Below are 13,244 nucleotides of genomic sequence, written 5' to 3' on the forward strand. Positions count from 1 at the left end.
GGNTNGNTNCANNNGTNGNTNNNCNNNNGNNGNNTGNNNNANGNGGGCGGAGTGGCCNGGNCCCNCGCNGGACGCNNNGCCNGTACGGCAGGACGCCGGTAGGTGCGGCGCGACCGCCAGGAGGACCCCGGTCACGGGAGACCCCCGGCCACCGGGAGCACCCCGGCCGCCGGAAGGACCCCCTGCCACCAGGAGGACCCGCCGGCGGGTCACCGTCGCCGTACGGCGGCCCTTGACCTCGACCATGCTTGAGGGCGAAGGCTGTCGCGTGCACACCGCGCACGAGACGGGAGAACCCCATGCACGCGATCCGCCTGCACGCCTTCGGCCCCGCCGGGAACCTGACGTACGAGGAGGTTCCCGACCCCGCCCCGGGCCCCGGCCAGGTCCGTGTCGCCGTCGCCGCCGCGGGGGTCCACCTCCTCGACGCGGCCCTGCGCGAGGGCCTGCCCGGCCCGTTCGGCGGCCCCGCCGAGCTGCCCACCGTCCCGGGCCGCGAGGTCGCCGGCACGGTCGACGCGCTCGGCGAGGGCACCGACCCGTCCTGGCTCGGCAGGCGCGTCGTCGCCCACCTCGGCGCCGGTCCCGGCGGTTACGCCGAACTCGCCGTCACCGACGCGGCCCGCCTCCACGCGATCCCGCCGGGGCTCGACGAGGCGGCGGCCGTCGCGATGATCGGCACCGGCCGCACCATGATGGGGATCGTCCAGTTCACCGACCTCGGCCCCGACGACGTCGTCGTCGTCCCGGCCGCGGCGGGCGGGATCGGCACGCTCCTCGTCCAGTGGGCGAAGAACGCCGGCGCCACCGTCCTCGGCCTCGCGGGCGGCCCCGCGAAGACGGCCCTCGTCCTCGCGGGCGGCGCCGACGCCGCGATCGACTACACGCGGCCCGACTGGCCGTCGTCGGCCCGCGCCTTCCTCGGGGAGCGGCGGGCGACGGTCGTGTACGACTCCGTGGGCGGCGAGACCGGGCGGGCGGCGGTCGACCTGCTCGGCGAGGGCGGCCGGCACATCGTCTTCGGCTGGTCCAGCCGGGGCATCCGGGACGGCGGGCCGCTCACCTTCACCCGGGACGAGCTCGCCGAGCGGGGGATCACCTCGGAGCAGGTACTCGGCCGTGCCATGCTCGACCGGGCGGGCGGCGACGTCCGCACCCTGGAGACCCGCGCCCTGGCGGAGGCCGCTGCCGGACGCCTCCGCCCGGCCGTCCTGCGGTTCCCGCTGCGGGAGGCGGCGCGGGCGCACCACGCCCTGGAGACCCGCCGCACGACGGGCAAGGTGGTCCTGGTCCCGTAGGGCCCCTCCCGCGGAGCCGGACCCCGGGCTACCCCCGCCCGAGCCGGGCCAGGGCCTCGTCGGTCAGCCGGTACACGGTCCACTCGTCCTGCGGCCGGGCGCCCAGGGCCCGGTAGAAGTCGATCGACGGGGTGTTCCAGTCCAGGACGGACCACTCCAGCCGCTCGTACCCCCGCTCCACGCAGATCCGCGCCAGCTCCCGCAGCAGCGCCTTCCCGTACCCGGCGCCGCGCGCCTCGGGGCGCACGTACAGGTCCTCCAGGTAGATGCCGTGCACCCCGCGCCAGGTGGAGAAGTTCAGGAACCACAGCGCGAAGCCGACCGCCTCGCCGTCCTCGTCCTGCGCGATGTGCGCGTACGCGGCGGGCCGCTCCCCGAACAGCGCCTCCCGTAGCTGCTCCTCGGTGGCGCGCACCTCGTGCAGCGCCTTCTCGTAGGCGGCGAGGTCGCGGATCATGGCATGGACGGCGGGCACGTCGGCCTCGGTGGCACTGCGGATCATCCCCCCACCCTCTCCCGTNCCCCGCCCCGGGGTCCAGGGGTCCTCCCACCGGATCCGCGCCCGCGCGCCGCGCACGGCCGGGGACCCGCCCCGCTCACTCCTGGGGCTCCAGGACGTCCGCCCGTGCGCGGCCCGCCCACACGGCGTCCCGGGCGACGCCCAGCCGCGCCGCCACCACGTCGTCGAGGAGCCGGGCCGTCCCCCCGCCCACCACGTCGTCGGGCCACCAGAAGGCGTCGCACTCCGAGCACAGCAGGAACGGCTCGCCGCTGTCCTTGAAGCGGTACACCTGGACGAACATCTGCTCGCACCGGGGACACACCGGCCACACCGGGCCCACCTCCACACGTCCGGGCCGCACGTCCGGGGCCCCGGACCCCAGGGCCCCGGAACCCCCGAAAGCGGAGGACCCCCGGCCGCACGGGCCGGAGGTCCTCCGAGGGAGCCGCCTGTCGGAATCGAACCGACGACCTCAAGATTACAAGTCAAGCGCTCTAGCCAACTGAGCTAAGGCGGCAGCCTCGTCAGTGTAACCAACCGCCGGAGCGCCGACGCCGGGAATTCCGCCGGACCCCGACCGCTGACAGGGACCGCCCCGGCGGGTAGCGTCACGGGAAGTCCACCCGGGTGGACACGGCACACATCCCTCCTTTACTCGGATCGTCCGGCACGTTCCTGCCGGTGAAGGGACCCCTCACCATGGCTTCTGTCACGTTCGACAAGGCGACCCGGCTCTATCCGGGCGGCACCAGGCCCGCCGTCGACCGGTTGGACATCGAGATCGCGGACGGCGAGTTCCTCGTCCTCGTCGGCCCCTCCGGCTGCGGCAAGTCCACCTCCCTGCGCATGCTCGCCGGCCTGGAGGACGTCAACAGTGGCGCGATCCGCATCGGCGACCGCGACGTCACCCACCTGCCGCCGAAGGACCGGGACATCGCCATGGTGTTCCAGAACTACGCGCTCTACCCGCACATGACCGTCGCCGACAACATGGGCTTCGCCCTCAAGATCGCCGGCGTCGACAAGGCGGAGATCCGCAGCAAGGTCGAGGAGGCCGCGCGGATCCTCGACCTGACCGAGTACCTGGACCGCAAGCCGAAGGCGCTCTCCGGCGGCCAGCGCCAGCGCGTCGCCATGGGCCGCGCCATCGTCCGCCAGCCGCGGGTGTTCCTCATGGACGAACCGCTGTCGAACCTCGACGCCAAGCTCCGCGTCTCCACGCGCACGCAGATCGCCTCCCTCCAGCGGCGCCTCGGCATCACCACCGTGTACGTCACGCACGACCAGGTCGAGGCCCTCACCATGGGCGACCGCGTCGCCGTCCTCAAGGACGGCGTGCTCCAGCAGGTCGACACCCCACGCACCATGTACGACCGCCCCGCCAACCTCTTCGTCGCCGGCTTCATCGGCTCCCCCGCCATGAACCTGGTCGAGGTGCCGATCACGGACGGCGGCGTCACCTTCGGCAACAGCGTCGTCCCCGTCTCGCGCGAGGCCCTCGCCGCCGCCACCGCCAGGGGCGACACGACCGTCACGGTCGGCGTCCGGCCCGAGCACTTCGACGTCGTCGAGCACGGGGGCGCGGGTGCCGCCCGGGCCCTGGCCGAGGACGCCTCCGCCCCGGCCGGCCTCGCCGTCTCCGTCAGCGTCGTCGAGGAGCTCGGCGCCGACGGGTACGTGTACGGCTCCGCCCTCGTCGGCGGCGAGCCGAAGGACCTCGTGGTCCGCGTCGGCGGCCGCTCCGTCCCGGAGAAGGGCTCCGAACTGCACGTCGTCCCGCGCCCGGGCGAGCTGCACGTCTTCTCCACCTCCACGGGCGAGCGCCTCAGCGACTGACCCCGCCGACCGCCGGTACGGCTCCGCGTGCCCCGCGCGGAGCCGTACCGCCCCGCCCGCACACCGGGAGGCGGACTCCGGCCGGGCGTTCCGGGCGGGGCTCGTCAACACACCGCATGCGGGAGAGCGGAGAAGCCTCCCTCATCAGAGTGACCGAGCGTCCTCGAAACCTCACCGAGCGCTACGCTCGCCCCCGTGAACCAGACAGCACGCCGCATCGGCCGCTCCCTCGCCCTCGTCCTGCCCGTCGTCCTGGTCCTCTCCGGCACGCTCGCGGTCTCCAGCGTGCCCTGGACGGGCCAGCGCTCCGACACCCAGCTCCTGACCGCCTCCACGGGGCACGCACCGGTGCGCCCGGCCGAGTCGCGCACCCCGCAGGACCTGCTCCGCGACCGGCTCGTGGCCGAGCTGGAACGCGAGGACCCGGGCGTCGCCCTGACCCACCTCCAGCGTGCCGTGGAGGACAGCCCGTCCCTCGCCAGGCACTGCGCGTCGATCGCCCGGGACCTGGGCGCCGCCGCCGTCCGCGTCTACGGGCCGACCGAGGCGCAGTCCTACTCCCGGCCCGTCTGCGACACCTCCTTCGCCGGCGGCGTCGCCTCCGCGAGCTGAGCGGCCGAGCGCGTCCCGCCGGTGCCGCGGCACGCCTATCGTGCCCGGTATGCACACCACTCCGACGCAGGCCGTGGTCCTGGCGGGCGGCCAGGGGTCCCGCCTGCGCCCCTACACCGACGACCGCCCCAAGCCGATGGTCGAGATCCCGGGCACCGGGACCCCGATCATCGGCCACCAACTGTCCTGGCTGGCCGCCGAAGGCGTGACCCACGCGGTCGTCTCCTGCGGCCACCTCGCCGACGTCCTGCAGCGGTGGCTCGACGACGCCGAACCGCCCCTGCACGTCACCACCGTCGTCGAGGAGGAGCCGCTGGGCCGCGGCGGCGGCCTGAAGTACGCGGCGGCCCGCCTGCCGTACCCCGACGAACCCTGGTACGCGACGAACGGCGACATCTGGACCCGGTTCTCACTGCGCGAGATGGCCGGATTCCACGCCGAACGCGACGCCACCGCCACGCTCGCCCTGGCCCGCCCCCGCATCCCCTGGGGCGCCGTCGAGACCGACGCGTTCGGGCACATCACCGACTTCATCGAGGCGCCCCCCTCGCCGTACCTGATCAACGCGGGCGTGTACGTGTTCTCCGCGGCCTTCCGCGACCTGCTGCCCGAGCGGGGCGACCACGAGCGGACCACCTTCCCGCGGCTCGCCCGCGAGCGGCGCCTCGCCGGGTTCCCGCTGCCCCAGGGCGCCTACTGGCGGGCCATCGACACGGCGAAGGACCTCACGGAGGCCGCCAGGGAGCTGGCCGCGCACGGCGGTTAGCCGGCGTCGCGGCGCGTCCGCGCCCGCACGTGCATCCGCTCGCCCTGGCGGCCGAAGATGCTGAGCAGTTCCACCGGGCCGTCCCCGGTACTGCCGAACCAGTGCGGCACCCGCGTGTCGAACTCGGCGGCCTCTCCGGAGCCCAGCACCAGGTCGTGGTCGCCGAGCACCAGCCGCAACCGGCCCGCCAGCACGTACAGCCACTCGTGGCCCTCGTGGACGCGCGGGTCGGGCGTGGCCCGGGACGCGGGGACGACCATCTTGTACGTCTGCAGCGGGCCGGGTTGCCGGGTGAGCGGCACGACGGTCGAGCCGTGCACGGTACGCGGCTTGAGCCGTACGCGAGGGTCCCCGACATCGGGCGCGCCGACCAGCTCGTCAAGCGGCACCTGGTGGAACTGGGAGAGCGGCAGCAGCAGTTCGAGCGTGGGCCGCCGCAGGCCGGTCTCCAGCCGGGAGAGGGTGCTGCGCGAGATCCCGGTCGCGTCGGACAGTTCGCCGAGGGTCGCCCCGCGCCGCCGCCGGAGCTCCCTCAGCCGGGGCCCGACCCCGGCGAGGGCCCGCGTCACGGCGGCGGGGTGCGTGGCGGAGGGGGCCGGCCGCCGCGCGGCCCGGTGCTCTGGCGTCTCGTGGCGCATGCCCGTCATTGGATCCCGGCCCTCCCGGCGGGGGCAATCGGCGTTGCCGTTTCCGGGAAGCGGACGGGGCGGCCACCGAGTGCGGTGGCCGCCCCGGTCCGGCGGCTCCCGGGGAAGTCCCCGGTCAACCCAGGAGACCGCCCAGCGGGTTGCGGTTGCCGCCCGTGCCGCCGGAGGAGCCGCCGGACGAGCCGTCCTCCGTACCGCTCGGGCCGAAGCCGTCGTCACCGGAGCCGTCACTGCCGGACGTGGGGCCGGCGCTGGTAACCGGCGGCGGTTCGGGCGCGGGCTCCTGGAAGACCTCGCCGGCGCCCTGCGTGGGGGCGGGCTCCTCCTCGGCCCGGCCGCTCTCCCACGTCGGCTCCGCCTCCGCCTCCGGGCCGGCCGTGGGGCTCTCGCTCGGGGAGGCCGGTTCGGACGGGGGCGCCGACTCGGACGGCTCGGACGGCTCGGGCTCCTCCGCCGGTGCACTCGCGGCCCCGCTCTCCGCGGGCTCCTCGGGGAGGGGCCGGCCGGGCAGGTGGTTCGTGGGGTCGTCGTCCGGACCGGGCACGGTGATCAGGTCGGAGGAGCGCACGGCCGCGCCGAGCACCGAGCCGACGAGCAGCGTCAGCCCCGCCACCACGGCCGCGACGACCGCGCCGCGGCGCAGGACGCGGCGGCGCAGCTCCCACAGCTCGGCGCGCGGCCCGAGCGTCCGCCACGCCTCGCCCGCGAGGCGGCCGTCGACGGAGTAGACGGGCGCACCCGCGATGAGCAGCGGCGACCAGGCGGCGAGGTAGATGACGTCGGGCGTCTCGTACACCGGTACGGCCCGCCAGCTCATCGTCAGCAGCAGCGCCGCCGACAGCAGCGCGCCGAACGCGGCGGCGACCCGCTGCCACAACCCGAGGACGGTGAGGACACCCACGACGACCTGGGTGAACGCCACCCCGAGACCCGCGCCGACCGGGTGGGCCAGGGCGAAGTCCCGCAGGGGCTCGGCGAGCGGCCACGGGTCCAGCGAGGTGAGCCACCGGACCAGCGAGCCGCGCTCGCCCCCGTCGAAGTAGACGGGGTCGCAGAGCTTGCCCATGCCGGCGTAGACGGAGACCAGGCCGAGGAAGACCCGCAGGGGCAGCAGCACGACCCCGAGGTTCATCCGGCGGTCGGGGTAGTAGGCGTGGCGGTGGTGCGCGGCGGAGTCCTCGGCGTACGCCTCGCCGTCCTCCTCGTCGTACCGGTCGCCGTCGTACCGGTCGTCCTCGTACCGGTCGCCGTCCCGGTCCGGGGCGTGGTCCGTGCCGTACGCCGGCCCGTACCGGGCGACGGGACCGGTGGCGTCCTCGGGGCGCGGGTCGTAGGCGCCCTCGGCGCGCCGCATGGGCGGCAGCAGCGGTGCTCCCGGCGGGCGCCCTCCGCCGGCGGGCACCGGCAGCGCGTCACCGGGGCGGTCGACGCGCGGGACGGTCCGGGTGGCGCCCTCCTCGGCGTCCGGGATCGGGACCTCCGCCGTGCGGGTGAGGGTGTCCACGGCGGCGGAGTCGCGCACGGCCTGGAGGAGCCGGGTCGCGCCGGGGTCGCCGGGCGAGGACTTGCCGCTCCACACGACGGGTGCCCGCCGCCGGCTCGCGCCGCTCACGGCGGGGACGCGGCCCGGGTCGGCGAACCGGGGCCTGGGGACCGGGGGGAGCTCTACCCGGAAACTGGCGTGGTTCACGACGACCTGGGCGGGGTCGCTGTGCACCTTGACCATGTTCAGCGCAGGCTGATCGTCGAAGCCGGGCCGGGGCGTTCTGGTGTCCACGGTCATCTAACCGAGTGATGACGCGTTAGGACACTGCTCCGGCCCCTCCCGGATGTCCGAGACCCGTCAAGATCGCGACGTGTCCCCGTGCGGGGGCGGCGGACGGCGCGGGCCGGGCACCGCCGGTGCCCGGCCCCCCGGTCCGGCGGACCGGCGGCGGTCAGCCGCGGCGGCGCGCCGCCTCGTACAGCACGACACCTGCGGCGACACCCGCGTTCAGCGACTCCGCGCCGCCCGGCATCGGGATGCGGACGAGGTGGTCGCAGGTCTCCCCGACGAGCCGGGACAGGCCCTTGCCCTCGCTGCCGACGACGATGACGACCGGACCCTCCAGCGCCTCCAGGTCGCCGACCTCGGTCTCGCCCTCGGCGGCGAGGCCGACGACGGTCAGCCCGGCCTTCTGGTACGCCTCCAGGGCACGCGTCAGGTTGGTGGCCCGGGCGACGGGCGTGCGGGCCGCGGTGCCGGCGGACGTCTTCCACGCGCCCGCCGTCATGCCGGCGGCGCGACGCTCCGGGACGACGACACCGTGCCCGCCGAATGCCGAAACGGACCGGACGATCGCGCCGAGGTTCCGCGGGTCGGTGACGCCGTCGAGGGCGACGATCAGCGGCTCCTCGCCCTCGTCGTACGCGGCGGCGGCCAGGTCCTCCGGGTGCGCGTACTCGTACGGCGGGACCTGGAGGACGAGGCCCTGGTGGTTGAGGCCGTTGGTCATCCGGTCGAGCTCGGCGCGCGGGGCCTCCATCAGGTGGATGCCGCCCCGGTCGGCCGCGAGCTTCAGGGCGTCGCGCACCCGCTCGTCGTTGTCGATGAACTGCTGGACGTACAGCGTGGTCGCGGGGACGCCGTCGCGCAGGGCCTCGTAGACCGGGTTGCGGCCGACGACCATCTCGGACTGGCCCTTGCCGCCGCGCCGGGCGACGGGGCGCCGCGCGGCCTGCTTGGCCTTGGCGTTGGCGATGCGGTTCTTCGTGTGGCCCTTGCGCATGTGCGCGGGCGGCGTCGGGCCCTTGCCCTCGAGGGAGCGGCGCCGGTTGCCACCGCTGCCGACCGTCGCGCCCTTCTTGTTGCTGGTGCGGCGGTTCCTGCGCTGGCTGTTCCCGGCCATGGTCTACCTGTCTGTCGTCAAACTTCAAGTCGTGCGTACGTGTGCGAGGTGCCGCCCGGCCGGGCCGGGCGGCACCTCAAGAGTGCGTCAGCGGGCGCCGAGCGTCCAGCGAGGCCCGTCCGGGCCGTCCTCGATGACGAGACCCGACTGCCCGAGCTGGTCGCGGAGCGCGTCGGCGGTGGCCCAGTCCTTGCGGGCGCGGGCCGCCTCCCGCTGCTCGAGGACCATCCGCACGAGGCTGTCGACGACGCCGTGCAGGTCCTGGGCCGCGTCGGCCTCACCCGCCCAGTGCGGGTCGAGCGGGTCCAGGCCGAGGACCCCGAGCATCGCCCGGACCTCCGAGAGCCGGGCGGTGGCGGTGTCCTTGTCGTCGGCGGCCAGCGCGCTGTTGCCCTGCCGGACCGTGTTGTGGACGACCGCGAGCGCCTGCGGGACGCCCAGGTCGTCGTCCATGGCCTCGGCGAACGCCGGCGGCACCTCGGCCGCGGGCTCGACGACCCGGCCGGCCTTCTCGACGACCCGCTGGACGAAGCCCTCGATCCGCGCGTACGCGGCGTCCGCCTCGCGCAGGGCCTCCTCGCTGTACTCGATCATCGACCGGTAGTGCGGGGTGCCGAGGTAGTAGCGCAGGACGACGGGGCGCCACTGCTTGACCATCTCGGAGACGAGGACGGAGTTGCCGAGCGACTTCGACATCTTCTCGCCGCTCATGGTCACCCAGGCGTTGTGCACCCAGTACCGGGCGAACTCGTCGCCGTACGCCTTGGCCTGGGCGATCTCGTTCTCGTGGTGCGGGAACACCAGGTCCAGGCCGCCGCCGTGGACGTCGAAGACCTCGCCCAGGTACTTGTGGGCCATGGCCGAGCACTCCAGGTGCCAGCCCGGCCGGCCCCGCCCCCAGGGCGTCTCCCAGCTGGGCTCGCCGGGCTTGGCGGCCTTCCACATGGCGAAGTCCCGCGGGTCGCGCTTGCCGGTCTCCCCCTCGCCGGACGGCTGGCGCAGGTCGTCCAGGTCCTGCCGGGACAGTTCCAGGTAGCCCGGGAAGGACCGCACGTCGAAGTAGACGTTGCCCTCCGCCTCGTAGGCGTGCCCCCGCTCGATGAGGCCGCGCATCATCTCGACCATCTCGGTGACGTGCCCGGTGGCGCGGGGCTCGTAGGTGGGCGGCAGGCAGCCGAGGACGCGGTAGCCGTCGTTGAACGCGCGCTCGTTCTCGTACCCGATCGACCACCACGGGCGGCCCTGGTCGGCGGCCTTGGCGATGATCTTGTCGTCGATGTCGGTGACGTTGCGGACGAAGGTGACCTCGTAGCCGCGGTGGGCGAACCAGCGGCGCATGATGTCGAAGTTCAGCCCGGACCTGATGTGCCCGATGTGGGGGGCGGCCTGCACGGTGGCGCCACACAGGTAGATCGAGACGCACCCCGGCTTGAGGGGGACGAAGTCGCGGATCTGCCGGGCGCTGGTGTCGTACAGCCGAATAGTCACCGCTCCAGAGTAGTGGGCGGCCACCGGTTCCCACACCCTCCGGTTCAGGACCGCGATCCCTTTTTCCGGGTTCCGCGCATGCTTGATCGAAGACGGGGTAGGCGCGCGGTCCCGGCCCATCGATGGAGGTCTGCACCGTGCTGACACCCGATCCCCGCTACCTGCGTTCCCTGCTCGCCCGCTACGCGGACCTGCGCATCGCGCACAGCCGCGGCGAGAAGGGGCTCGAGCAGCGCCTGGACGACGTCACCTACACGCTGTGCGTCGCCACCGGCACCACCTGCGTCGAGGACGCCCTGGCGACCGCCGACGCCCTCCTCGCCGAGCCGGCCGGCACCACCGCGTCCCCCGCCCTGGAGGCGGCCCGCACCGAACTCGCGGCCTGACGCCCCGCCGCTCCGGTCCGGGCGGGACGCAGGGCCGCACCCGCCCGGACCGGAGCGGGGCCCGCGGCCCCGCCCGGGAAAACCCCTACGGCCGCCGCACCACCAGCGCGGTGGCGACGGCGGCCAGGCCCTCGGCCCGGCCGGTCAGCCCGAGCCCGTCGGTGGTGGTTCCGGACACCGAGACCGGGGCGCCCACCGCCGCCCCCAAAGCCTCCTGTGCCTCGGCGCGGCGCCTGCCGATCTTCGGCCGCACCCCGATGACCTGCACCGCCACATTGCCGATCTCGTAGCCCGCCGCCCGGACGATCCGCGCCGCCTCCGACAGGAGGGCGACGCCGGACGCACCCGACCACTCGGGCCGGTCCGTGCCGAAGTGCGCGCCGAGGTCGCCGAGTCCGGCGGCGGAGAACAGCGCGTCGCACGCCGCGTGGGCGGCCACGTCGCCGTCGGAGTGCCCGGCCAGGCCGTACTCCTCGCCCTCCCAGAGCAGGCCGGCGCACCACAGTTCGCGGCCGCGCTCGAAGGCGTGGACGTCCGTGCCGACGCCGACCAGCGGCAGCAAGAAGCCCTCAGAACCCATCGTTCACCCTCCTGCGCGCCAGGACGGCCTCCGCCAGCACCAGGTCCAGCGGCCGCGTGACCTTGAACGCCTCCTCGTGGCCGGGTACGGCGACGACCCGGACGCCGAGCCGTTCGACCATGCCCGCGTCGTCGGTGACCTCACCGGTGACCTCCGCGTGGGCGCGCACGAGGGTGGCGCGGTCGAAGCCCTGGGGCGTCTGCACCGCACGCAGCCGGGCCCGTTCGGGCGTGCCGAGGACGGGCTCGGGTGCGCCGTCGCCGGCCGGCTCGACCTCCTTGACGGTGTCGGCGAGCGGCATGGCCGGGACGACGGCGGCCGCGCCCCCGTCCCGTACGGCCTCGACGACCGCGTCGACCGTGTCGACCGGGACCAGGGGACGGGCGGCGTCGTGCACCAGGACGGTGGTGACCCGGTCGGGCAGGGCGTCCAGGCCGCGCCGCACGGACTCCCGGCGGGTGGCGCCGCCGGGGACGACGAGGACCTCGGTGCGGTCGGGCACCGGGTACTCGTCGAGGAGCGCCCGCACGCCCGCGACGTCGTCCGGCGGCGCGACGACGACGACCAGGGACACCGCGCGGGAGGCGGACATGGCCCGCACCGCGTGGATCAGCATCGGGGTGCCGCCCAGCATGCGGAGCGCCTTGGGGGCGCCCGGTCCGAGCCGTACGCCTCGACCTGCGGCGGGAATGACCGCCGCGGTGCGGGCGGAGGGTGCTGCGTCTGACATCGGTTGCACTCCGGCAGGTTTGTTCACTCGGCCGACATGGGTATGGCCACAGCGCGGACGCGACCCCTTGACCGGAACCCTTCCGTGACCCCGGTCGAACGAGTCGCCCGGTCGCCGACCGCCAGAAGGACGCGGACATGCCGCAGTGCCCGGCGACGAAGCTGTGGACTGACAGCATGTCACCGGGCACCGCGGCTATGGTCACCGCTTCCCGCCGTGTGAGGAGTACCGCACGGTGACGTACCGCACACGGTGTGGCCCGCTCCGGCGTTCGGCGCTCAGGACCCCGATCGGACCCCTGCGGCGAGTACGGCCGCGCCGGGCCCCGGGAGCCGGGGCGTCAGGACGCGAGGACCTCGTCGAGCAGGGTCTCGGCCTTGTCTTCGTTGGTGTTCTCCGCGAGCGCGAGCTCGCTGACGAGGATCTGACGCGCCTTCGCGAGCATGCGCTTCTCTCCAGCGGAGAGACCGCGCTCGCGCTCGCGGCGCCACAGGTCGCGCACCACTTCGGCGACCTTGATCACATCGCCCGAGGCGAGCTTCTCGAGGTTCGCCTTGTAGCGGCGGGACCAGTTCGTGGGCTCCTCGGCATACGGTGCGCGGAGCACCTCGAAGACCCGGTCCAGCCCGTCCTGGCCGACCACATCGCGTACGCCGACGAACTCCGCGTTGTCCGCCGGGACACGTACCGTCAAGTCACCCTGGGCGACCTTGAGCACCAAGTAGGTCTTGTCCACGCCTTTGATCTGACGAGTTTCGATGGCCTCGATCAGCGCGGCCCCGTGATGGGGATAGACCACGGTGTCGCCAACCTTGAACGTCATGTGACAGGTACCCCTTCCGTGGCTATCCAGGGTAACACGGATACAGCCTCTTCTGAATGGCGTTTCCGCAGGTCAGAGCATATCTCGGGGCTTGACAACAGCGCCGCGGACGTGCTGCGGCGACCCCCTGCGGAAAGGTATTCGCAGGTCGGAGCGGCTTCGGGTGCGACCCGGGACGGCCCGGGTACGGCCGTCCGGGTGACCTTCACACAGGCGGAACATCCCGTTTTGTCGAGTTCGACGGCGTCCGGTTCCCGTACTCCGTTCGGTTGTCGGTCACCCGCACGGGCGGATGCCGGGCCGCTTTCCCGAATTGATCACAGGTGGCTTTTCCGTGGGGAATGTGTGAGCGGCGAAAAATCGATCAAGCGCGGTTATGCGTACGCACCGGTAAGCCGGCCGGCGCCGGGTGCGGCGGGCGCCGCCGGGAGGCCGGAGGCGGCACAAGGCGGGTCGGGTGCGGGGCCGTGACACGGGGTCGGTAACCTGAGGCCGCCGACCGCCTCCGATCCGGTCCTGCCGGTCCGGTCCGGGGAGGTCGCACCCGTTCCACCGAACGTGCCCGTCCTCCAGTCCGTACGTCTAGGAGTTGCCGCCGCCGTGAGCCGCAGCCTTCGACGCGGCGCCCTCGCCGCCACCGCCCTCATGATCTCCGTCGCCTCGCTCACCGCATGCGGTGCGGGCCATG

General features: G+C 74.1%; 14 protein-coding genes and 1 tRNA gene. 5 read left to right on the plus strand and 10 right to left on the minus strand.

Annotation, left to right across the window (positions count from 1 at the left end):
* Positions 1-299 precede the first annotated feature (299 nt).
* Complete coding sequence (locus tag MW084_RS12645; RefSeq protein WP_010472807.1) at positions 300-1,298, plus strand: zinc-binding dehydrogenase; 999 nt, start codon at positions 300-302, stop codon at positions 1,296-1,298.
* 28 nt (positions 1,299-1,326) lie between these two features.
* On the opposite strand, the gene MW084_RS12650 is transcribed toward MW084_RS12645, so the two are convergent.
* The 3 genes from MW084_RS12650 to MW084_RS12660 all read right to left on the minus strand — a co-directional run bounded on the left by MW084_RS12650 (position 1,327) and on the right by MW084_RS12660 (position 2,317).
* Positions 1,327-1,800 carry a GNAT family N-acetyltransferase gene (locus tag MW084_RS12650; protein ID WP_010472806.1) on the minus strand — a complete coding sequence of 158 codons (474 nt, stop codon included), beginning with the start codon at positions 1,798-1,800 and terminating at the stop codon, positions 1,327-1,329.
* A gap of 94 nt (positions 1,801-1,894) precedes the next feature.
* The gene (locus MW084_RS12655; protein ID WP_010472805.1) at positions 1,895-2,101 is read right to left on the minus strand and encodes a hypothetical protein; all 207 of its coding nucleotides are present in this window, start codon (positions 2,099-2,101) and stop codon (positions 1,895-1,897) included.
* A gap of 142 nt (positions 2,102-2,243) precedes the next feature.
* Positions 2,244-2,317: transfer RNA gene (locus MW084_RS12660), tRNA-Thr, on the minus strand.
* 182 nt (positions 2,318-2,499) lie between these two features.
* Between MW084_RS12660 and MW084_RS12665 the strand changes: the two genes are divergently transcribed.
* The 3 genes from MW084_RS12665 (at position 2,500) to MW084_RS12675 (ending at position 5,014) form a co-directional block, all read left to right on the plus strand.
* Positions 2,500-3,636 carry an ABC transporter ATP-binding protein gene (locus MW084_RS12665; RefSeq protein WP_010472802.1) on the plus strand — a complete coding sequence of 379 codons (1,137 nt, stop codon included), beginning with the start codon at positions 2,500-2,502 and terminating at the stop codon, positions 3,634-3,636.
* Positions 3,637-3,831: 195 nt separating this feature from the next.
* A complete protein-coding gene (locus MW084_RS12670) occupies positions 3,832-4,248 on the plus strand; it encodes a hypothetical protein (protein WP_010472800.1) in 417 nt (138 codons plus the stop codon).
* A gap of 49 nt (positions 4,249-4,297) precedes the next feature.
* Entirely contained in the window at positions 4,298-5,014 is a 717-nt protein-coding gene (locus tag MW084_RS12675; RefSeq protein ID WP_010472798.1) for a nucleotidyltransferase family protein, read from the plus strand.
* Here MW084_RS12675 and MW084_RS12680 read toward each other — a convergent pair.
* The 4 genes from MW084_RS12680 to cysS form a co-directional block, all read right to left on the minus strand.
* Complete coding sequence (locus MW084_RS12680; RefSeq protein WP_010472797.1) at positions 5,011-5,661, minus strand: helix-turn-helix domain-containing protein; 651 nt, start codon at positions 5,659-5,661, stop codon at positions 5,011-5,013. The genes MW084_RS12675 and MW084_RS12680 overlap by 4 nt on opposite strands.
* Positions 5,662-5,776: 115 nt before the next feature.
* Positions 5,777-7,444, minus strand: a complete 1,668-nt coding sequence (locus MW084_RS12685) for a DoxX family membrane protein (RefSeq protein ID WP_029553653.1) — start codon at positions 7,442-7,444, stop codon at positions 5,777-5,779.
* 154 nt (positions 7,445-7,598) lie between these two features.
* Positions 7,599-8,549: a 23S rRNA (guanosine(2251)-2'-O)-methyltransferase RlmB gene (gene rlmB, locus MW084_RS12690; protein ID WP_010472795.1), complete on the minus strand. Its 951-nt coding sequence runs from the start codon at positions 8,547-8,549 to the stop codon at positions 7,599-7,601.
* A gap of 87 nt (positions 8,550-8,636) precedes the next feature.
* Positions 8,637-10,037 (minus strand): cysteine--tRNA ligase, encoded by a 1,401-nt coding sequence (gene cysS / locus MW084_RS12695; protein WP_010472794.1) that lies wholly within the window; start codon positions 10,035-10,037, stop codon positions 8,637-8,639.
* A 137-nt stretch (positions 10,038-10,174) separates the two neighbouring features.
* On the opposite strand from cysS, the gene MW084_RS12700 reads away from it, so the two are divergent.
* Positions 10,175-10,423, plus strand: a complete 249-nt coding sequence (locus MW084_RS12700; protein ID WP_106428105.1) for a DUF5133 domain-containing protein — start codon at positions 10,175-10,177, stop codon at positions 10,421-10,423.
* 85 nt (positions 10,424-10,508) lie between these two features.
* On the opposite strand, the gene ispF is transcribed toward MW084_RS12700, so the two are convergent.
* From ispF to MW084_RS12715, 3 genes are all read right to left on the minus strand, one after another.
* On the minus strand, positions 10,509-11,003 hold the full coding sequence (gene ispF, locus MW084_RS12705; protein ID WP_010472792.1) for a 2-C-methyl-D-erythritol 2,4-cyclodiphosphate synthase: 495 nt from the start codon (positions 11,001-11,003) through the stop codon (positions 10,509-10,511).
* Entirely contained in the window at positions 10,993-11,733 is a 741-nt protein-coding gene (ispD, locus tag MW084_RS12710) for a 2-C-methyl-D-erythritol 4-phosphate cytidylyltransferase (RefSeq protein WP_029553652.1), read from the minus strand. Before ispD ends, ispF begins: the two co-directional genes overlap by 11 nt.
* 340 nt (positions 11,734-12,073) lie before the next feature.
* A complete protein-coding gene (locus MW084_RS12715) occupies positions 12,074-12,556 on the minus strand; it encodes a CarD family transcriptional regulator (RefSeq protein WP_010472787.1) in 483 nt (160 codons plus the stop codon).
* Positions 12,557-13,244: the final 688 nt, after the last annotated feature.

Source organism: Streptomyces sudanensis (assembly GCF_023614315.1).
Taxonomy (GTDB): Bacteria; Actinomycetota; Actinomycetes; order Streptomycetales; family Streptomycetaceae; genus Streptomyces; species Streptomyces sudanensis.